Here is a 20429-nt window from a genome sequence, read left to right on the forward strand (position 1 = left end):
TCAGGCGGGCCCGTCGTGCCTAGCGGGAGCCGGGGTCGGCGAAGTCGCCGGCATCGTGGCGGAACCCGCTGAGCACGCGGATCAGGCTGTGGATGTCGTCCTGGCTCAGGCCGGGGCGGGCGAACACCTCATCGTTCAGTCGGGCAGTCGCATCCCGCACGATCGTCTGTCCGGTCGCCGTGATCTCGACCAGGGTGGTGCGCCGGTCGGTCGGATGGGCGAGGCGGCGCACGTAGCCGGCCGCCTCGAGGCGGTCCACGGCATTCGTCACGCTGGTCGGATGCACCTGGAGCCGGACGCTCGCGTTCTTCATCGGCAGGGCCCCGCTGCGGGTGAAGCTGAGCAGGGTCAGCAGTTCGTAGCGGGCGAAGGTCACGCCGAACGGTTTCAGCACGGCCTCGATCCGCGCGAGCATGATCTGCTGCGCGCGCATGATCGAGGTCACCGCAGCCATGCCGTCGGCCGCTTCCGGCCAGCCGTGCTCGACCCACTGGCGGTGCGCCTCCGCGATCGGGTCCCCCGGCAGGGGTAAGGGTGTTGACACCGTTCTTCTCCTCTGCCGCCGGCTATTGCGCCCGGATGCCGTTGACGATGAGCGCGGCGAGTTCGTCGTACGCCTGCGCGTCGGACAGGCCCGTGCCCGCGGACATCCGTCGTTTCTGAATGCTCACCATCACCGAAGATACCGCCTCGGCGATGAAGGCGGCGGGAACCTCGCGGAACGCACCGCTCTTCACCCCCTCCGAGATGAGCTCGCGCACCCGGGCGGCGGCGATCTCGGTGTTGCGTTCGTAGATCTCGTTGGCCGGCGGGAACGCTGCGACGTCGTCGATGAACGCGACGGATGCCGGCCGCAGTTCGTCCCCGACCGCGCGCAGGTAGGCGGCGATCCGGTCGGTCGGGTCGTCGATCTCGGCGAGCTTGTGCTCCACCCGTTCCGCCGCCTCACGGAAGAAGTGGACGACGGCCGTGCGCACGAGTTGTTCACGGCTGCTGGCCAGGGAATAGATGGTGGACTTCGAGCAGCGCAGTCGGGATGCGGCGTCGTCGAGGGTGACGAAGGCGAACCCCTCCCGGAGGAAGAGCGCCACCAGTTGGCCGAAGAGCTCGTCCTGGCGTGCCGTCCACCGCCGTCGCGGGACCGTCGGGGGCAGGGAAGCCGACATGAAATGCCCTTTCTACTGTACGCTCGTACTCAAAATCGTACTCTCTTAACTTCGGAACGCACCAATGACGGGCGGCGGAATGACACACCTCGATTGCACGCCCTACCCCGATGCCGACCTGATCTTCGTCACGGACTTGCTGACCCCGGACGAGCAGGGCCGCCTCGCATCCGCTCGCGCGTTCTTCCAGGCCGAGGTGCGCCCCCTCGCGGTGGAGTACTGGAACCGGGCGGAGTTCCCCTTCGAGCTGCTGCCCCGCCTGGCGGCACAGAACCTCGGCGGGGTCGGCCCGGCGGCCACCGGACACCTGCTGACCGGACTGCTGCAGATGGAACTGACCCGGGCCGACACCTCCATCTCCACGTTCTACGGCGTGCACCACGAACTGTTCGCCACGGCCGTCGACACGCTCGGCTCCCCCGAACAGCGGGAACGCCTGCTGCCGGGACTCCTGTCACTGCAGAAGATCGGCGCCTTCGCCCTGACCGAGCCGGGCCACGGCTCCGACATCTCCCGGGAGATGGAGACGACCGCCACCCGCAGCGGGGACGAGTGGGTGCTGAACGGCCGGAAGCGCTGGATCGGCAACGGCGCCATGGCGGACTACGTGCTGGTCTGGGCCCGGGACACCGCCGACCGGGAGATCAAGGGCTTCATCGTGGAGAAGGAGCGTGCCGGCTTCAGCGCCACCACGATCGAGAACAAGATTGCCGTGCGGATCGTGCAGAACGCCGATATCACCCTCCGGGACGTGCGGATCCCGGCCGGGAACTGGCTGCCCGGCAGCCGGAGCTTCGAGGACACGAACGTGCTCCTGCGCAACTCGCGGGTCTGGGTAGCCTGGCAGGCGGTCGGCCAGCAGTTCGCCGCTTTCGACGTGGCCCGCGCCTACGCCCTGGAGCGTCGCCAGTTCGGCCAGCCGATCGCATCCTTCCAGCTGGTGCAGGAGCAGCTCTCCCGGATGATCGGCAACGCGACCCTGTCGCTGTCGCTGATGGTCCAGCTGGCGCGGCTGCAGGAGAGCGGGCGCCTCACGATGGACCAGGCGGCCCTCGCCAAGGCGACCTGCACCACCCGGATGCGCGAAACCGTGGCCCTGGGTCGGGGCCTGCTCGGCGGCAACGGCATCGACACCCGGTTCGAGATGGCGAAGATTTTCGCGGACGCGGAGGCGATCTACTCCTACGAGGGCAGCTACGAGATCAATTCGCTACTGGTCGGGCGGGCCGTGACCGGCGTATCCGCCTTCACCTAGACGCGCGGGACCCTAACCAATTCGACGGAGATTTTGCTCTAAAAACCCGATTCCGGACTGTTTTGGCCCGTTTCGGGCAAAATCTCCGTCGAATTCGTTCAGAGCGAGGCGCGGGTGAGGTGCGGGCTGCGCCTAGACCGCCGCCGGCAGGGCCGCACCGGTCGGCTGGGCCAGGCCGGTCGGCTCGGCCAGGCCGGTCGGCTCGGCCAGGCCGTCCGCGGCCGCGGGAAGCGGCGGGGTCGGCTCCAGCGGCGCGTTCCAGGCTTTGATCACGGCCCAGCCGACCGCGGCGATGGGCACGGAGATGATCGCTCCGACGATTCCGCCGAGGATCGTTCCCGCCGTGAGGGCGAGGAGGATCACCAGGCCGTGCAGCTGCAGCGATTTGCCGAGCACCACCGGCGAGAGGAAGTTGCCCTCAAGCTGGTTGACCGCGATCACGATGGCGACGACGATCACGGCGGTGGTCAGGTCGTTGGTGACCAGGGCCACCAGCGCCGCGAGGATGCCGGCGGCCGTCGCGCCCACGATCGGGATGAAGGCGCCGAGGAAGACGATGACTGCCAGCGGCAGCGCCAGCGGCACCTGCAGCACCCAGAGGCCGATCCCGATGAACAGCGCGTCCACGAACGCAACGATCGCCGTGCCGCGGACATAGCTGCCGAAGACGCCGACGCTACTCGCTCCGATGCGAACGGCCCGCTCGTGCCGTCTGCCGGAGAGCGGCTGGATCAGGAAGGTCCAGATCCGGGGGCCGTCCTTCAGGAAGTAGAACAGCACGACCAGCCCGAGCACCAGTCCGGCCACGATCTCGGCGGCCACGGATACCCCCGCGAGGGCGCCGGTGCCGAACTGGCTGCTCGTGGCGAAGGAAATGACCGACTCGCGCACGGAGTCGAACTGGGCGGGATCGATCGGCAGTGCCCCGCTGCTGAGCAGTTCCTGCAGGTGGTCCAGTCCCTCGCTCGCCGAGCTGAAGAGGCTGGCCCACTCCCCCCGGATGCCGAAGACGACGAGGGTGACGATGCCGCCGAAGACGCCCACGCCGCAGATCAGGGCGATCGTCGCGGCCACCGTGTCGTTCGCGCCCCGGGCCAGGAGCAGCCGAACGAACGGCCGCAGGGCCGACGCGATGATGAGGGCGAGCAGCATCGGGATGAAGACCAGCTTGAGCTGCGTCATGCCGAAGATGGCCACCACGGTCAGTGCGAGCACCAGCAGGGCCTGGCCCGAACGGATGGCGGACCGGCCGAGGTAGTCCGTCCAGGACGAAGTTGAGGGTTTCATCGACCTAGCTAACCAGACGACGGCGAGTTCGACGGTCAGTACGGGCACCCGTTGCCGAGTGTCGGCCCCGTGACGTACACTCCTGATATCGAACATCTGTTCTAAGTATCGCACTTGATCCAACGATCGAAGGAGAACACATGCCCCAGATCATCGACACCCCCGTCGACGTCGAGCTCTCGGCCGACGGCGACCCGCGCGCGTTCATCTGGAACCGCTTCGAGCACACGATCATCGGGCAGCCGCAGGCGGTCTTCACCCGCACCAGCTGGTGGGAAAACGCCCGAACCCCCGCGCGCATCGACACCGAGCTGTGGCGGGTGGACGCGTCCCGCGGGGACGAGGAACAGCACCGCTACGACCTGCGACGCGACGTCGACGGGTCGTGGGTACTCGCCCTCGACTGGGGGTGACGGATGAGTTTCCCCCACCTTCACGTCGCCAGCGCCTACTCGACCCACTACGGCGTCACCCTGCCCGAGGCGCTGGCCGAGCAGACGGCCGCCCAGCAGAGCGCGGCCCAGGCCGCGGCGCCGAGCAGCTCCTTCCTCGCCGTCACCGACCGGGACGGCCTCTACGGCGCGGTCAAGCACGTGCGCGCCTGCGCCCAGGCCGGAATCCGGCCGGGGCTCGGCGCCGACCTCGCCGTGCACGATGACGATCTCTACCCGCTCGGGCGGGTGGTGGTGCTCGCGCACGGCCACACGGATGGACGAGGCTACGCCGCACTCTGCCGCGCCGTCAGTTCCGCTCACGCCGGTTCCGTTCACGCCGGTTCCGCTCACGGCAGCGCCGCCTTCCCCAGCATCGCCCGCTCCCGGCTGGCCGAGCTGGCGGGGCTCGACTCCCTCACCGTGCTGATCGGGCCGGCCAGCGATGTGGGGCTGGCGATCGGCCTCCGCGACAATGACGGCGCCAGAACGCGACTGGCGGCCTGGCAGCGCGCCATGCCGCCCCAGTCCGTGGCCTGCGAGGTCGTCTGCCACCTGTCGGAACCGGGCACGCCGGGCAGTGTGACGCCCGCCACCCGCATGCTCGCCCTCGCCGAGTACGCCGCGCTGCCGGCCGTGCTCACGAACGCCGTGCGCTACGGCACCCCCGAGGAGGCCGTCACCGCCGACCTGGCCGACGCCGCCCGCACCCTGACCCCGCTGGCCCGGCTGGACCAGCCGCAGACCAACGGGCAGGCCTGGCTGAAACCCGAAAGCGGCATGCGGCAGGTGGCCCGCATGGTCGTCGACGCCGGGCTCCACGACGATGACGCCCTCGAGCGACTCTTCCGCGACACCTGGCGCCTGGCCGACCAGTGCAGCCTCGACCCGGATTCCGACATCGGTCTCGGCCGTCCGCGCATGCCGGAAGCGCGCATCATCGGCATCAGCGGCGACCCCTTCGCCGAACTCTGGAAGCGGGCCCGTGCCGGCGTCGACGACCGCTACGCCGGCACCGCTCTGGGAGAGGCGGCGCACGCCCGGCTCGCCCACGAGATGAAGACGGTGGAGCACCTCGGCTTCGCCGGCTACTTCCTCACGGTGGCGCGGGTGGCCGACATCGTGCGCGAGATGGGGGTACGCATCCAGGCGCGCGGGTCGGGCGTGGGCTCGGTGCTCAACTACGCGCTGCACACCTCCTCCGTCGAACCCATCGCCAACGGTCTGCTCTGGGAGCGGTTCCTCTCCCCCGAACGGCAGACCCTGCCCGACATCGACCTCGACGTGGAGTCCGCCCGCCGACACGACATCTACCGCACCCTGTTCGACACCTTCGGCAGCGACCGGGTCTCCCTGATGTCGATGACGAATGCCTACCGCGGCCGCGGCGCCGTGCGCGACGCCGGCCTGGCCCTCGGCATGGACCGAGACCAGGTGGCCGCAGTAGCCAAGCAGATCTGGCGGTTCAACGCCCGCGACCTGCGCCGGGCGCTGGAGGAGAAGCCCGAGCTGGGGCCGCTCGCGGCCGAGGTGCGCGGGTCGGCCCAGCTCGATCTGCTGGTCGACCTGACCGCCAAACTCGACCGGCTCCCCCGCCACATCTCCGTGCACCCCTGCGGAGTGATCCTCTCCGATCTGTCCCTGCTGGACCGCACCCCGGTGCAGACGTCCGGCATGGGCCTGCCCATGTCGCAGTTCGACAAGCACGACATGGACCCGATGGGCCTGATCAAGCTCGATATCCTCGGCGTTCGGATGCAGTCGGCGATGGCCCACGCGGTCGAGGAGCACCGCCGCCTCTCGGGCGAGAGCATCGACCTGGACCGCATCCCCCTCGACGACCCGGCCACGTTCGAGCTGATCCGCTCCACCCGCACCCTCGGCATCTTCCAGATCGAGTCCCCCGGCCAGATGGAACTGGTCGGCAAGCTGCAACCCGAGGTCTTCAACGACCTGACCGTCGAAATCTCACTGTTCCGGCCCGGGCCGATGCAGAACAACATGCCCCTGAAGTACCTCCAGGCCCGGCACGGGGAGGTGATGCCCGACTACATCCATCCGCGCTTCGAACCGATCCTGCGCGAAACGCGGGGCGTCGTCATCTTCCACGAGCAGGTGATGCGTCTCTTCGACGAGCTGACCGGGTGCGGCCTGGGCAAAGCGGATGTCTTCCGCCGCCACCTGGGCAAGCCGGACCAACTCCCCCGGATCGAGGCCTACCTGCGGGAGGCCGCGCTCGAACGCGGTTTCGACACCCCGACCATCGACCGCATCTGGCAGGTCCTCGCCGGCTTCGGCAGCTTCGGGTTCGCGAAGGCGCACGGGGCAGCGTTCGCCCTGCCCACGTACCAGTCCGCCTGGCTGAAGACGCATCATCCGGCGGTCTTCCTGGCCGGACTGTTGACGCACGCCCCCGGCATGTGGCCGAAAGACCTGATCGTGGCCGAGGCCCGACTGCTCGGCGTGCCGGTCCTCGGCCTGGACGTGCAGCGAAGCACCCTGATCTACCGGGTGGAAGACCTCGAGCACGAACGCCGCGGCATCCGCCTGCCCCTGCCGGAGCTCTCCGGCTCGACCGCCGCCGAGCGAGGCCGCATCGTGCGGCACCAGCCGTTCACTTCTCTGCAGGACTTCCGCGACCGCGTGCGCCCGCGCCGCAGCACGTTCGAGGCGCTCGCCCGGGTCGGGGCGCTCGACAGCTTCATCGGCTACGACCGCACCCGCCGGCATGAACTGCTCGCCCACATCCAGTCGCTGCGCGGCACGGCCGTGAGCATCGCCGACGACCAGCTCGCCTTCGAGGTCGAGCTGCCGGTGCTCGAATACGCGGGCGCCCGCTTCGACGCGGTGACGTCCCTCGAGCTACGCGGTCGCAGCCAGACCGACCTGGAGCTCCGAGACCTGGCCCTGGCCGTGTCCGGGCACCAGATGGCCCGCTTCTACCCCCTCTTCAGCGAGTTGGGCGTCACCCCGGCCTCCGAACTGATCAACCTCCCCGGCGGCACCGAGGTTCTGCTGGCCGGGGTGCGCCGGGCGACGAACACCCCGCCGATGCGGGGCGGGCGCCGGGTGGTGTTCGTCAGCCTCGACGACGGCACCGGACCGGTGTCGAACGTCGTGTTCTTCCACGACGCGCAGGAGCGGATCGGCGGCCCGGTCTTCCACGCCGGCCTGATGCTCGTGCGCGGCCGCACCCGTCGTTCGGGAACGAAGGGAGTCTCGGTCACCGGGGAGAACCTGTGGGATTTGACGGAGGTGGCCCGCACGGTGCGCACCCGCCACGCCGCCGAGGCGGCCGCACAGCGCGTCGATCGGGCGAGCGAACTGGCCGCCGAGCTGGCGGCCCTGTCCGCCACGAATGTGCACCACCTGTGGCCTCGCCTGAGGGCCTAGGACACTCCGGAAACCCGTGCCTACACTGGCGTATGACAGGGAACGGCTTATGACAGAGAACGGCTCATGACAGAGCACCAGCCCTACGAGGTGCTCCGCCGATTCCCGGACTTCGAGCTCCGCCGTTATCCCGAGTACGTGCTGGTCCAGATGGAGATCGAGGGCGATTTCGCGCGGGCCGGTAATCGCGGGTTCGGCCCGTTGTTCCAGTACATCAGCGGCAACAACCAGACCGCGACCCGCATCGCGATGACCGCGCCGGTGCTCCAGGAGGCGACGTCCCCGGTCAGCCACACGGTCAGCTTCGTTCTGCCCGACGGGATGGATCCGGCCGCCGTCCCCGTGCCCCGCGACGGCCGGGTCAGCACCAAACAGGTTCCCGCACACCGGGCCGCCGCGCTCCGTTTCAGCGGCGGCTGGAGCGAGGCCCGGTTTGGGAACAACGGCGGCGCCCTTCTCGCCGCCGTGCGCCGGGAGGGCCTGACTCCGGTCGGCCGCCCCTATTTCGCCCGCTTCGATCCGCCGTGGAAGCCGGGCTTTCTCAAGCACAATGAGGCGCTCGTCGCCGTCGCCGACACCGGCACAGGCACAGGAACAGGCACAGACACAGACACAGACACAGACTCGGAAGGCTAGCGGGCGGGCGGCGGCGGGGCCGGGGCCGGACCGGATTCGGGCATGTCCACCCCGCCGTACTTCGCGTTGGCGACCGACATGACGGCCGGCCACATCCGGTGCCGGGCGGTGGCCGCCGAGCCGCTGTCGAAGGTGATGCCGCGCTGGTTCGCGTCCCCGGTCACACTGACCACGGCCGCAACGGTCGCGACCCGGGAACTGGCGCCCGCCATCCAGGTGTCCTTGGCGCCGTCCGTGGTTCCCGTCTTGCCGATCATCGAGACCTTCGGCACGGTGGTGCCGTACGACGCGGTGGCGGTGCCGCCCGTCATCACCCGCTTCATGGCGAAGACCATGCCCGCGGCCACGGCCGGGGTCACGGATTCGGTGCACCGCGACGCCGGCACGGGCAATTCTTTGCCGTAGGAGTCGACGATCCGGTCGATCGCAATCGGCGAACACGTCGTGCCGCGGTTCGCGATGCCCGCGAAAGCGACGGCCATGGTCAACGGCGCCAGTTCGTTCGTGCCGATGACGGATGCCGCGGTCTGTTCCAGGGGGCCACCGTCGGCGCCGTGCACGTCGAAGGCTTCGGCCCGCTGCCGGATGTTGCACAGGTCGAGCTGCTTCGCCATCCCGATGAAGCCCGTGTTGATGGAGCCGAGCGTGGCTTCGAGTGCGCTGTAGTTGGCGCCGCTCTCCCCCTCGTCGTTCCTCGGGTTCCAGCCCTGGGAATCGTAGTTCTGTGGGCCGCGGCAGTGGTCGGCGAAGGTGCCCCAGTTCGACCTCGGCGCCGAAGCGACGCGGTTCTCCAGCCGGTGTCCGGTGGCCAGCCACTCCGCCAGCGTGAAGACCTTGTAGGTGGATCCGGGCTGGAAACCGCTCGACCCACCCTCGTTGTAGTCGGTGTTGTAGTTGATGCCGCTGTAGGTGGCGCTGGTCTCGGTCACGGCGGGATCCTGGCTGTACTGCTTGTTCTGAGTCATGGCCAGCACCCGCCCGGTGCCGACCTCCACACTGGTGATGACGGCGCCGAGGTCCCAGCCCGGGTAGGTCATCGGCACATTGGCCTTCAGAGTCGTCTCGGCCGCGTTCTGCAGGTCCAGGTCGAGGGTGGTGTAGATGTTGAAGCCGCCACGGCGGAAGTTGAGCAGGCGCGCGTCCTCATCCTCCCCGAACGTCGGGTCGTTCCTGAGCAGGTGCGTCACGTAGTCGCAGAAATAGGCGCTGCCGCCGGCGGTCTGGCAGCCGGTGCTCGGCTCAGTGATCACCGGCTCAATCGGAGCGGCGATCGCGGCCTGGTATTCGGCCGGCGTGATCTTCTTGTACTTCTGCATCTCCCGCAGGATGTAGTCGCGGCGTTCCTTGTTGGCGGCGTACCCGTTGGCCACGCCGTTCGTCGCGCTCGCCGGCAGGTCGAGCTGGAACTTGACCGGGTTGTTCACGATGGCCACGAGGCTGGCCGCCTGCGGCAGGGTCAGCGCGGCCGCGCTCGTGTTGTAGTAGTACTCCGCGGCCGCCTCGATCCCGTACACGGTGCCGCCGAACCCGATGATGTTGAGGTACTGGCGCAGGATGTCGTTCTTGGCGTACTTCTTCTCCACCCCGATGGCCAGGCGCATCTCCTTGATCTTACGGTCCGGACTGGTCTCGGTGACCGCGTCGTAACACCGCTGACGGATCCTCTGGTCGGTCATCACCTCGCACTTCTGCACCCGCACGTTCTTGACGAATTGCTGGGTGATCGACGACCCGCCCTGTGTCTCACCGCCGAGGAAGGTCTTGACGGCCGCCCGGGCGGTGCCCTGCGCGTCGACACCGCCGTGGTCGTAGAAGCGCGGGTCCTCGCTGGCGATGGTGGCGTCTTTGACGTACGGGCTGATGTTCTCCCAGGCGACCTCGATCCGGTTCTGCTCGTAGAAGGAGGCGAGCAGCACCGGTGAGCCGTCGCTGTGCGTGGCGTAGATGTTGCTCTTCTGGGACAGCCGGTCGATGGCGAGGTAATTCGGCAGATTCTCGAACACGTTGATGGTGTCGCTGGTGGCGATGCCGGTGAGGGCCACGACGGGCGTGACGGCGGCGCCGACGAGCAGACCCCCCGATACGCTGATGGCCACGAGGCCGAGGATGCCCCCGATGATTCCGCCTGCCGTCCGCCGCTCCGCGAAGCCGGACTTACCCATTCCACCACCCCAGTTCCACGCGTGCACGAATCTCCGATCATGGAACCGCGGGAGCCGGAGGGGCGCTAGGGGGTTGCAGGCGCCCTCCATCGGTGGCAGACGAAAGGCCCGGCAGCGAATGCTGCCAGGCCTTTCGAGACGGATGGACGCTGACTAGACCGTGGTGGTCTTCGACCGGGCCGGGACCAGGGTCAGGATGGACCAGCCGAACAGGCCGACCAGGACGCCGATGGCCGTTGCGAAGACGGAGACGCCGAACGCGAGGATGGAGGTGAAGAGCGAAGCGCGCAGGAGCGAGGCGGTCATGACCGTGGGGCGGGTCGGATCGTCCTGCTCGAGCTGGGCGTAGGTCTTGCCGCCGCTGGCCTTCATGGCGCGGTGGTTGATGATGTCGGCCTGCGCGAACGCGGAGAAGGGCCCGACGACGGGAGCGCCGGCCAGGAAGGATGCGTCTTCGGCGACTGTAATGTTCTCTTCGCCGAGTTGGCTGCTGACCGTGCCGTAACCGAGTCCGCCGACGACGAGGAGAAGGATGCCGCCGATGATGCCGAGCACGCCGACCAGCCGGACCATTCCCGCCTTCCCGGTGCTCAGGCCGAATGTTGCCGGGATCGTTGACGTTGTCATCGTTTTGCCTCTCGTCGTGGCACGAAAGCCGTGTCACTGTTCCGATCTCAGTTTAGAAATCCTGCAAGCGTTTTCATCGATACGCATGCACTTTGCCCCCTGACTGGGGACACAGAAAAGGCGCAGCATCTGTAAGATTCCGCGCCTTTTCTGTGTCGTTCAGGTTGGACGACCCCTTCGGGTCAGAAGACCGTCAGGCCCCGGGCCTCGAACTGGCCCCGCACTCGTTCCAGCAGGTCCTCATCCGGCGGATGGGCCCCGTGCAGCGGATACGGGATTTTCAGCCGGTCCCACTTGTCTTCCCCCATCTGGTGGAAGGGCAGGACCTCGACTCGCTCGACATTCGGCCAGCGCGACACGATCTCGGCGACGGCGTCGACATTGTCGACGGCATCCGTCAGCCCCGGCACGAGCACGAAACGAACCCAGACGGGAATATTGCGTTCTGCCAGCCGGTCACCGAAAGCGATCGTCGGTGCGAGCTCGCGCCCGGTCACCTCTTTATAGGTCTCCGGGATGCCCGACTTGACGTCGAGCAACACGAGGTCGAGGTTGTCCAACAGCTTGTCGGACGCGCTCTTGCCCAGGAACCCGGAGGTGTCCAAGGTGGTGTGCACGCCCAGCTTGTGGCACTCCTCGAACATCCGCGTCACGAACGCCGGCTGCATCAACGGTTCACCACCGGAGATGGTCAGACCGCCGCCGGTCGCGTCGAAGACGCCTTTGTAGCGCTCGACCCGCGTGACGAGGTCGTCGAGGGTAGTGAGCAACCCGTCCTTCATTTTCCAGGTGTCCGGGTTGTGGCAGTACTGGCAACGCAACAGGCACCCCGACAGGAAGAGTGTCATGCGCGTGCCAGGACCGTCAACGGCCGTGACCAGTTCCCACGAGTGGACACTGGCAACGGAACCGTTGTGGATCGCTTCCATCTCGAGGTGGTGGAGTTCAGCCAGTTCGGCCTGCTCACTCCTGACGGATGAACCGTCCACCAGGTCGATCGCCGGGCCGGCGCCGGGTAGGCCGAGGTTTACTGCTGCCATTGTCTCGTCCTACTCAGCGTCGCCGCGGGTGTGTGATCGGTGGAAATTAGTGCGAGTGGAACGTGCGGCTGATGACATCCATCTGCTGCTCGCGGGTCAGTCGAACGAAGTTCACCGCGTAGCCGGAGACGCGAATCGTCAGCTGCGGGTAGTTCTCCGGGTGTGCCATGGCGTCTTCAAGCGTGTCGCGGTTGAGCACATTCACGTTGATGTGGTAGCCGGTTGCCGACGTGAACGCGTCGATGAGGCCGACCAGGCTGGTGATCTGCTCTTCCTTGGTGTGGCCGAGACCACTGGGAATGACCGTGTTGGTCAGCGAGATGCCGTCCTGCGCTTCACTGTAGGGAAGCTTGGCGACGCTGAGCGCCGACGCGAGCATTCCGTGGGTGTCGCGGCCGTTCATCGGGTTGGCACCCGGAGCGAACGACTCGCCCGCACGGCGGCCGTCCGGCGTGTTGCCGGTGGCCTTGCCGTAGACCACGTTAGACGTGATCGTCAGGATCGACTGGGTGTGGATGGCGCCACGGTAGGTCGGGTGCTTGCGGATCATCTTCATGAACCGCTCCATCACGTCGACGGCGATGGTGTCGACACGGTCGTCGTCGTTACCGAACTGGGGGAATTCGCCCTCGATCGTGTAGTCGACAACCAGGCCGGTCTCGTCGCGCACCGGGCGGACCTTGGCGTACTTGATGGCCGACAGGGAGTCGGCGACCACGCTCAGGCCGGCGATGCCGCAGGCCAGCGTGCGAATGATCTCCTTGTCGTGCAGCGCCATTTCGAGACGCTCGTAGGCGTACTTGTCGTGCATGTAGTGAATGCAGTTCAAGGCCGTGACGTAGGTCTCGGCGAGCCATTCGAGCGTTTCCAGGTAGGCCGGGAAGACGGTGTCGTAGGACAGGATCTCTTCGTCGTTCGGCGTGGTGGCCGGGGCGATCTGCTTACCGGACACCTCGTCTTTTCCGCCGTTGATCGAGTACAGCAGCGCCTTGACGGCGTTGACGCGGGCACCGAAGAACTGCATCTGCTTGCCGACGCGCATCGGCGAGACACAGCAGGCGATCGCGGCGTCGTCACCCATCTCGGCGCGGATGATCTCGTCGGACTCGAACTGGATGGCCGAGGTGTCGATCGACACCTGGGCGCAGAAACGCTTGAAGCCGTCGGGCAGGGCGTCGCTCCAGAGAACGGTGAGGTTCGGCTCGGGTGCGGCGCCGATGTTGTACAGCGTCTGCAGGAACCGGAAGGTCGTCTTGGTGACGAGCGGGCGCCCGTCTTCACCGATGCCGGCGAGGGACTCGGTCACCCAGGTCGGGTCGCCGGCGAAGATCTCGTCATATTCCGGGGTGCGCAGGAAGCGCACGATCCGGAGCTTGATCACGAGGTCGTCGATGAGCTCCTGGGCCGTTTCCTCGGTCAGGGTGCCGGCGGCGAGGTCGCGCTCGATGTAGGCGTCGAGGAAGGCCGCGTTGCGACCGAACGACATGGCTGCACCGTTCTGCTCCTTGACGGCACCGAGGTAGGCGAAGTAGAGCCACTGCACAGCTTCGCGCGCGGTGGCGGCGGGCTTGGAGATGTCGGAGCCGTAGGTGGCCGCCATCTGCACGAGTTCCTTGAGGGCCCGGATCTGCTCCGAGTTCTCCTCGCGGGCGCGGATGACGTCTTCGGTCGAGGGCTCCATGTCGATCTCGGCGCGGTCGTTCTTCTTGCCGGCGATCAGGGCGTCGACACCGTAGAGGGCAACGCGGCGGTAGTCGCCGATGATCCGGCCACGGCCGTACGCGTCGGGCAGACCCGTGATCAGGTGGCTGCTGCGCGCACGGCGGACCGCGGGAGTGTAGGCGTCGAAGACGGCGGTGTTGTGCGTCTTGCGGTAGTCGGTGAAGATCTTCTCGAGTTCGGGAGACACGGGATAGCCGTAGGTCTCGAGCGAGGTGGCGACCATGCGCCAGCCGCCGAAGGGCATGATCGCGCGCTTGAGCGGCGCATCCGTCTGCAGGCCCACGATGACCTCGTTTGCCTGGTCGATGTATCCCGGGGCGTGAGCGGTAATGGAGGACGGCGTGGTCGCGTCTACGTCGTAGACGCCCTTACGGCGTTCCTCGGGGAACATCTCGGACAGCTTGGCCCAGATCCCCCTCGTACGGGCGGTTGCTCCGGCAAGGAAGCTCGCGTCGCCCGTGTAGGGCGTGTAATTGCGCTGAATGAAATCGCGCAGGTCGATCGAGTCCTGCCAGGGACCGGAGACGAAAGCCGGCAGGCCGGTCTCCGTCGTTCCCTTGTCGCTGCGAACACCGTCAGTAATCGTCATCTAGATTGCTCTCCTCGTGGGATCGAGACACGCCCTCCGCGGAAGTGTCTCTCCCGCGGTCGGGCGCAGAGAGCAGGATCACGAGGCTCCGGCTAATGCGACGATGCACCGTGACTTGCCCTCTGTCTCAACCCTACTCCCGTCGAGGTGCCCGGCAGCGTATTCCTCGCGTTCTGGCTCTTCCGCGCTTTTTCGCGTGCCACGCACGCGCGCGGTTAAAAGGATGGCCACTCCCGATCCGGGTCCCGATAAGTGCCCGAAACAACTCGAAACTGCGTAAAACTTTGCATCTATTGATGTATTTATGACTAGAATCGAGTTATGAGTTTCCTCCTGGAGTCCCGCGCGCCCGGCGCCGGTTCGGCGACGGCCGGCTCCTCCACCGCGGGTGCCTCCGCCGTGGGCCGCGTCTACGCGAAGGTGGCCGAGGGGATCATCTCGGGGGCACTGCCGGCGAGCTCCTTCATCACCGAAGGCGAGGTCGCCGAGGCGCTCTCCGTCAGCCGCACCCCCGTGCGAGAGGCCTTCCTCACCCTCCAGGCGCACGGTCTGCTCACGCTCTTCCCCAAGAAGGGCGCGGTCGTCACCGCGGTGGACGACGCAGAGACGGCCGAGCTGCTTCAGGTGCGCGTGATGCTCGAGACCGCCGCTGTCCCCCGCCTGGCCGAGCGGCCGCAGGACATCCCGGCCGTGGACGCCGAGCTGCAGGACCTGATCGGGGTGCAGCTGGATGCCGCCGCCGCCGGCGACCTGCTCACGTTCGCCCGCGCAGACCACCGATTCCACACCCGCATCGTCGACGAGACCCGCAACCGGGTCATCGACGACATGTACACGCGGCTGGGGCCGCGGCTCGAGCGCCTCATCCACCGGGCCGCCAGCCGGGATCCCCGCAACCTCGACCGACTCGTCGCCGAGCACAGGGTGCTGGCCGGGCACCTGCGCGCCGGTGACACCCCGTCCTACGAGATCGCCCTCCGCCAGCACGTGGAGGACGGTCATCACGCGCACCTCGCGCCCTGATCCTCCGCGCCGTCCATCCGCATCTTCCTCCGCATCCCCGCAGCACACGTTCCAGAAAGATTCATGACTTCCCGCCGTACCGTTCCACCTTGGCAACTCGCCGCACCCGCCCTCTTCGTCATGGCCTGGGGCGGGAACCATTTCACCCCCCTTCTGCACATGTACGAGTCGCTCGGCCACTACTCCGCCGTGATGGCCGATCTCTTCCTCGGTTTCTACGTGGTCGGCCTGATCCCCGGACTACTGCTGGCGGGGGCGCTGTCGGACCGGTACGGCCGCAAACCGCTGTCGGTTGCCGGCGTGCTGATCGGAATCGCGGCCAGCATCCTTCTCGGCCTCGGCTTCACGAGCGGCATCATGCTCTCGCTGGGACGGTTGCTGGCCGGCCTGAGCGTGGGCGTCGCCATGAGCGTGGGAACCGCCTGGCTCAAGGAGCTCTCCGGCCCGCCGTTCGACCGCCGAGCCGGCCGCACCGCCGGCGCCCGGCGGCCCGCCCTCACTCTCACGCTCGGCTTCGGGCTCGGCGCGGGGGTGGCCGGCGGTCTGGCCCAGTGGGGGCCGCTGCCGACGCTGACCCCGTACCTGGTGCACATCGTTCTAAGCCTGCTGGTTCTCCCCTGGCTCGCCCGGGCCCCCGAAACCGTTCCTCACCACCGGGCACACCGCCCGTTCTGGCAGGACCTCGCTGTTCCGCTCGCCGGTCACCGCCGGTTCCTGCGGCTGATCGCGCCCTCCGCGCCCTGGGTCTTCGGTGCCGCCGGAATCGCCTATGCGATCATGCCCAAGCTCGTGGAAGACCGGCTGGGCGACTTCAACCTGGCCTATGCGACGCTCCTCACCGTAGTCACCCTCGGCACCGGCGCCCTCGTGCAGCCGCAGGTGGCCCGCATCAACCGGGTCACCGGCGGGCAGGCACTCGTGGCCGGCATGTCGGTGATGCTGCTGGGCGTGCTGTTCTCGGTGATCACGGCCATCGTGCGCTCTCCCGTTCTCGCCCTTCTCACGGCCGTGGTGCTCGGCGCCGCCTACGGGATCAGCATCGTCGCCGGCCTGGTCGAAATCCAACGGATCTCGACCCCCGCCGACCTCGCCGGACTGACCGGGGTGTACTACAGCCTGACCTACATCGGATTCCTGCTGCCGGTCGTGTTCGCCTGGCTCAACTCGGTTGCCGATTACACCACTCTGATGTCCATCCTGATGGTCGTCTGCCTGCTCTGCCTCATCCTGGTGACGCACGAAAGCCGCCGCGGCTCCGCACCCCGGTGAACCGGCCACGCGGTGCGGCCCGTCCCCATTCGGTATCCTCCTGTCTATGCGCTATTCCCTCCGGCCCCTCCGTGCCGACGACTCCGACTCGCTGCTCGCGCTCAACAACACCGCCGTTCCGGCCGTCAACCCCCACGATGAGAGCAGTCTGGCCGCGCTCCTGGCGGCGAGCAGCCTGGCGATCGCGGTGGTGGAGGACAGCCGGCCGGACGAGATTCTCGGCTTCGCGGTGGTCTTCGCCGTGGCCGCCGACTATGCCAGCGAGAACTATCGCTGGTTCTCGGCCCAATCCGATGATTTCCTCTACGTCGACCGCATCGTGGTCTCGTCCGACGCCCGGAACCGGGGCCTCGGCCGGGTGCTGTACGCGGCCATCTTCGAGGCCGCCCGCGCCGCCGAAGTCTCCCGGGTGTTCTGCGAGGTCAACGTCGCGCCGCCCAACCCCCGGTCCCTGGCTTTCCACGCCCGCCTCGGCTTCGGCGAAATCGGCCGTCAGTCGACCAAGAACGACACGGTGGTCGTGTCCCTGCTCTCGGCGTCCGCGGAGGTCCGCCCGGAGCTCCCGGTCCCGGCCTGAGCCACCGGCGCGGTGATCGTACCGGTCCCGGCCGGGAGCTGTCACGGCGCACCCCCCGCAGGCGTACGCTGGCGCTATGACTGAAGATGGTCGCGGAATTGCACTTCCGGACTCCCTCGACCACTGGGCCGCGGCCCAGCGCTGGTTCGGCGGCACGGGCCGCATTCCGGCCCTCGTCGGAATCGGCAGGTGGACTCTCCCCACGGATGAGTCCGGCGTGCTGATCCGCACCGAACTGGTCGTGGATTCCACGGCCGTGCCCCCCACGCTCTACCAGGTGCCCCTGACCGAACGGGTGAACCCCCTGCCCGGCGGCGAGCACGCGCTGATCGGGATGCTCGGCGATGCCTACGTCTACGACGGCCCCGTCGACGCCGCGTATTCCCGGGCTCTGTTGCGCTTCATCCTGGAGGAGAAATCCTCCCCGGGTGCCCGGGGAGAACTCCTGTTCGAGGGCGAGTCTGCTCTTCGGCCGCCGACGATGGCGTCCAGCCGCGTTCTCAGCGGCGAACAGTCGAACACCTCGATCATCTACGACTGCATCGGCGACGACGGCCGGCCGGCGCGACCCATCATCTGCAAGGTCTTCCGCGCGGTGCACGACGGTGAGAATCCGGACATCTCGGTGCAGTCCGCCCTGGCCAGGGCCGGTTCCCGCTATGTGCCCGAACCGGTCGGCTGCGTCGTCGGCCACTGGCAGGACCCGGCCGCACCCGGCACGGTCCTGACGGGGCACCTCGCCTTCGCCCAGGAATTCCTGCCCGGGGTCGAGGATGCCTGGCGCTCGGCACTGCGGGAAGCCGCGGCCGGAACGGATTTCACCGTTCAGGCTCGAGAGCTGGGCGAGGCGACCGCCGCCGTGCACGCGGACCTGGCCAGTGTCATGCCCACCCGCGACGCCACCCCGGCGGTCATCGCGGCCGAACTCGACAGCATGCGCGAGCGGTTTCTCAGCGCCGCCACCGAAGTGCCGGCCCTGGCCGGATTCCGCACCGCGATCGAGGCCGTGCTCGAGCGGGCCCGACTCGTGCCGTGGCCGAGGCTGCAGCGCATCCACGGCGACTACCACCTCGGCCAGGTGCTCGAGGTGCCCGGTCGCGGCTGGGTTCTGGTCGACTTCGAAGGCGAACCCCTGCGCCCGCTGGCGGACCGCACTCAGCTGGATGTCCCGCTCAAGGACGTCGCCGGCATGCTGCGCTCATTCTCGTACGTGGCCGGCACGGCCCGGCAGTCCTACCCCGCGCACCGGGCCGAGGAGGCCGATGACTGGGCCTCCGCCTGCCGGCAGGCGTTCCTCGAGGGCTACGCCGTCCGGTCTGGGACGGACCTGCAGGAACAGAAGGCGCTCCTGGACGCTTTCGAACTGGACAAGGCCCTCTACGAGGCGGTCTACGAGACCCGTAACCGGCCGTCCTGGCTTCCCATCCCGCTGGCGGCGATCAGGGCGCTGGCTGCGGAGGTCACCGCGCGGAGCATCGAAGCCCGTTAGCGGGATGCCGGCCTTCCGCGCCACCGTTTCAGCCGCTACCGTTTCAGCTCGGGGAACTGGTCGTCCCGCCACTCGCCCGGCAGACGCACCCCCTGTTCAGCGGCGGCGTCCTCACGCATCCGGAGTTCGACCCGCCTGATCTTGCCGGAACTGGTCTTGGGCAGCTCGTAGAACTCGACCCGCCGCACCCGCATGTACGGCGGCAGGCCGGTGCGGGCATGGCGCAGCACCGAGAGGGCCGTCTCCCCGTCGGCGTCCCAGCCGGCCGCCAGGGCGACGTAAGCCTTCGCGATGTTGAGCCGGGTGTCGTCCGGAGCCGGTACGACGGCCGCTTCGGCCACCGCCGGGTGCTCGAGCAGCACGCTCTCGACCTCGAACGGGGAGACCTTGTAGTCGGAGGACTTGAAGATGTCGTCGGTGCGTCCGATGAAGGTGATGTAGCCGTCGGAGTCCCGGCTGGCGACATCCCCGGTGTGGAAATACCCGTCGCGCACGGCTTCGGCGGTGCGTTCGGGGTCGCCGTGATAGCCGGCCATCAGGTTCACCGCGGCGCGGGACAGGTCCAGGCAGATCTCGCCCTCCTCGGTGACCTCCCCGGTGATCGGGTCGAGCAGGGTGACGGCCACCCCGGGCAGGGGCAGCCCCATCGAGCCGGCCTTGAGGATCGACCCGGGTGCGTTCCCCACGATCGCCGTCGTCTCGGTCTGGCCGTAGCCGTCACGGATGGTGAGTCCCCACGCGCGCTGGATCTGGGTGATGACCTCCGGGTTCAGCGGCTCACCGGCGGCCAGGATCTCACGCAGGCCCAGGGGCTTGACGCCGAGGTCTGACTGGATCAGCATCCGCCAGACGGTCGGCGGGGCGCAGAACGTCGTGACCTTCGCGCGGTGCAGCTGGTCGGCGAGGGCGAACGGGTCGAACCGGCCGTAGTTGTAGACGAAGACGGTCGCCTCGGCGATCCACGGGGAGAAGAAGCTGCTCCAGGCATGCTTGCCCCAGCCGGGCGAACTGATCGCCAGGTGCACGTCGCCGGGGCGGAGCCCGATCCAGTACATCGTGGTCAGGTGGCCCACCGGGTAGGAGGTCTGGGTGTGCACGACCATCTTCGGCTTGCTGGTGGTGCCGGACGTGAAGTAGATCAGGGACGGGTCATCGGATGCCACGACGACCGCGCACTTCTCCGCCACGACCAGATCGGCGTCCGCGTAGTCGGCCCAGCCCTCCGCGGGTTCGCCGACGCAGATGCGGGAGTAGTCGCCCGCGACCGTGTCGAACTTGGCCGCGTCGTGAGCGTTCGCGATGACGTGGCCGACTCCCCCGCGCGCCACCCGGTCGGCCAGGTCGTGGGCGGACAGCACGGTGGAGGTCGGCAGGATGACCGCGCCCACCTTCATGATGGCCAGCATCAGTTCCCACAGTTCGACCTGGTTGCCCAGCATCAGCATCACGTGGTCGCCGTGGCCGACGCCGTGCCGGGTGAGCCAGGTCGCGACCTGGTCAGACCGGGCCAGCATCTCGGCGAAACTGACCTTCAGCTCACGGCCGTCCTCCTCGACGATCCACAGGGCGGTCTTGTCGTTCCCCGCGGCCATCACGTCGAACCAGTCGGTCGCCCAGTTGAAGTGAGCACCCACATCCGGCCACTCGAACTCGGCGGCGGCTTGCGCGTGGACGTCCCGAAGCTGAAGGAGTCGGTCGCGCGCGTCGCGGAAGCTGGTGGTGCTCTGGGGGTTGGTCACCCATCCATCTTCCTCGGTTCGAAT

The 20429-nt window shown here is 68.0% G+C and carries 16 protein-coding genes; 8 read left to right on the top strand and 8 right to left on the bottom strand.

The genetic code is table 11. The features are described 5' to 3' along the window. Nucleotides 1–19: 19 nt before the first annotated feature. Both E3T24_RS09785 and E3T24_RS09790 read right to left on the bottom strand, forming a co-directional pair. Complete coding sequence (locus E3T24_RS09785; RefSeq protein WP_241976081.1) at nucleotides 20–544, bottom strand: MarR family transcriptional regulator; 525 nt, start codon at nucleotides 542–544, stop codon at nucleotides 20–22. 22 nt (nucleotides 545–566) lie between these two features. Continuing rightward, complete coding sequence (locus E3T24_RS09790; RefSeq protein WP_134366263.1) at nucleotides 567–1166, bottom strand: TetR/AcrR family transcriptional regulator; 600 nt, start codon at nucleotides 1164–1166, stop codon at nucleotides 567–569. 79 nt (nucleotides 1167–1245) lie between these two features. Here E3T24_RS09790 and E3T24_RS09795 point away from each other — a divergent pair, with 79 nt between their 5' ends. After that, complete coding sequence (locus E3T24_RS09795) at nucleotides 1246–2421, top strand: acyl-CoA dehydrogenase family protein (protein WP_134434558.1); 1176 nt, start codon at nucleotides 1246–1248, stop codon at nucleotides 2419–2421. Between the two features lie 132 nt (nucleotides 2422–2553). On the opposite strand, the gene E3T24_RS09800 is transcribed toward E3T24_RS09795, so the two are convergent. Next, nucleotides 2554–3708 carry an AI-2E family transporter gene (locus E3T24_RS09800; protein WP_134366265.1) on the bottom strand — a complete coding sequence of 385 codons (1155 nt, stop codon included), beginning with the start codon at nucleotides 3706–3708 and terminating at the stop codon, nucleotides 2554–2556. A 140-nt stretch (nucleotides 3709–3848) separates the two neighbouring features. Between E3T24_RS09800 and E3T24_RS09805 the strand changes: the two genes are divergently transcribed. From E3T24_RS09805 to E3T24_RS09815, 3 genes are all read left to right on the top strand, one after another. Continuing rightward, nucleotides 3849–4121, top strand: a complete 273-nt coding sequence (locus tag E3T24_RS09805) for a hypothetical protein (protein WP_134366266.1) — start codon at nucleotides 3849–3851, stop codon at nucleotides 4119–4121. Nucleotides 4122–4124: 3 nt separating this feature from the next. Then, complete coding sequence (gene dnaE, locus E3T24_RS09810) at nucleotides 4125–7532, top strand: DNA polymerase III subunit alpha (protein WP_134366267.1); 3408 nt, start codon at nucleotides 4125–4127, stop codon at nucleotides 7530–7532. Between the two features lie 66 nt (nucleotides 7533–7598). Then, the gene (locus E3T24_RS09815; protein ID WP_134434559.1) at nucleotides 7599–8168 is read left to right on the top strand and encodes a heme-binding protein; all 570 of its coding nucleotides are present in this window, start codon (nucleotides 7599–7601) and stop codon (nucleotides 8166–8168) included. Here E3T24_RS09815 and E3T24_RS09820 read toward each other — a convergent pair. The 4 genes from E3T24_RS09820 to pflB form a co-directional block, all read right to left on the bottom strand. Next, nucleotides 8165–10330: a transglycosylase domain-containing protein gene (locus E3T24_RS09820; protein WP_160141004.1), complete on the bottom strand. Its 2166-nt coding sequence runs from the start codon at nucleotides 10328–10330 to the stop codon at nucleotides 8165–8167. The genes E3T24_RS09815 and E3T24_RS09820 overlap by 4 nt on opposite strands. 153 nt (nucleotides 10331–10483) lie before the next feature. Continuing rightward, on the bottom strand, nucleotides 10484–10957 hold the full coding sequence (locus E3T24_RS09825; RefSeq protein WP_134403063.1) for an aromatic ring-opening dioxygenase LigA: 474 nt from the start codon (nucleotides 10955–10957) through the stop codon (nucleotides 10484–10486). Between the two features lie 182 nt (nucleotides 10958–11139). After that, nucleotides 11140–11997: a pyruvate formate-lyase-activating protein gene (gene pflA, locus E3T24_RS09830; RefSeq protein ID WP_134434560.1), complete on the bottom strand. Its 858-nt coding sequence runs from the start codon at nucleotides 11995–11997 to the stop codon at nucleotides 11140–11142. Between the two features lie 46 nt (nucleotides 11998–12043). Then, nucleotides 12044–14308, bottom strand: coding sequence for a formate C-acetyltransferase (gene pflB, locus E3T24_RS09835; RefSeq protein WP_134434561.1), 2265 nt, complete (start codon nucleotides 14306–14308; stop codon nucleotides 12044–12046). 321 nt (nucleotides 14309–14629) lie between these two features. Here pflB and E3T24_RS09840 point away from each other — a divergent pair, with 321 nt between their 5' ends. The 4 genes from E3T24_RS09840 to E3T24_RS09855 all read left to right on the top strand — a co-directional run bounded on the left by E3T24_RS09840 (nucleotide 14630) and on the right by E3T24_RS09855 (nucleotide 18666). Further along, entirely contained in the window at nucleotides 14630–15331 is a 702-nt protein-coding gene (locus E3T24_RS09840; RefSeq protein WP_134366273.1) for a GntR family transcriptional regulator, read from the top strand. Between the two features lie 63 nt (nucleotides 15332–15394). After that, nucleotides 15395–16600, top strand: a complete 1206-nt coding sequence (locus E3T24_RS09845) for an MFS transporter (RefSeq protein WP_134434562.1) — start codon at nucleotides 15395–15397, stop codon at nucleotides 16598–16600. 46 nt (nucleotides 16601–16646) lie between these two features. Continuing rightward, nucleotides 16647–17177: a GNAT family N-acetyltransferase gene (locus E3T24_RS09850; protein WP_134366275.1), complete on the top strand. Its 531-nt coding sequence runs from the start codon at nucleotides 16647–16649 to the stop codon at nucleotides 17175–17177. 76 nt (nucleotides 17178–17253) lie between these two features. Next, nucleotides 17254–18666 (top strand): phosphotransferase, encoded by a 1413-nt coding sequence (locus E3T24_RS09855; protein WP_134434563.1) that lies wholly within the window; start codon nucleotides 17254–17256, stop codon nucleotides 18664–18666. Nucleotides 18667–18701: 35 nt separating this feature from the next. Here E3T24_RS09855 and E3T24_RS09860 read toward each other — a convergent pair whose 3' ends face one another. Next, a complete protein-coding gene (locus E3T24_RS09860; protein WP_134366277.1) occupies nucleotides 18702–20405 on the bottom strand; it encodes an AMP-binding protein in 1704 nt (567 codons plus the stop codon). Between the last annotated feature and the right edge of the window lie 24 nt (nucleotides 20406–20429).

Origin of the sequence: Cryobacterium sp. TmT2-59 (assembly GCF_004403545.1) — a bacterium.
Classification (GTDB): Bacteria; Actinomycetota; Actinomycetes; order Actinomycetales; family Microbacteriaceae; genus Cryobacterium; species Cryobacterium shii.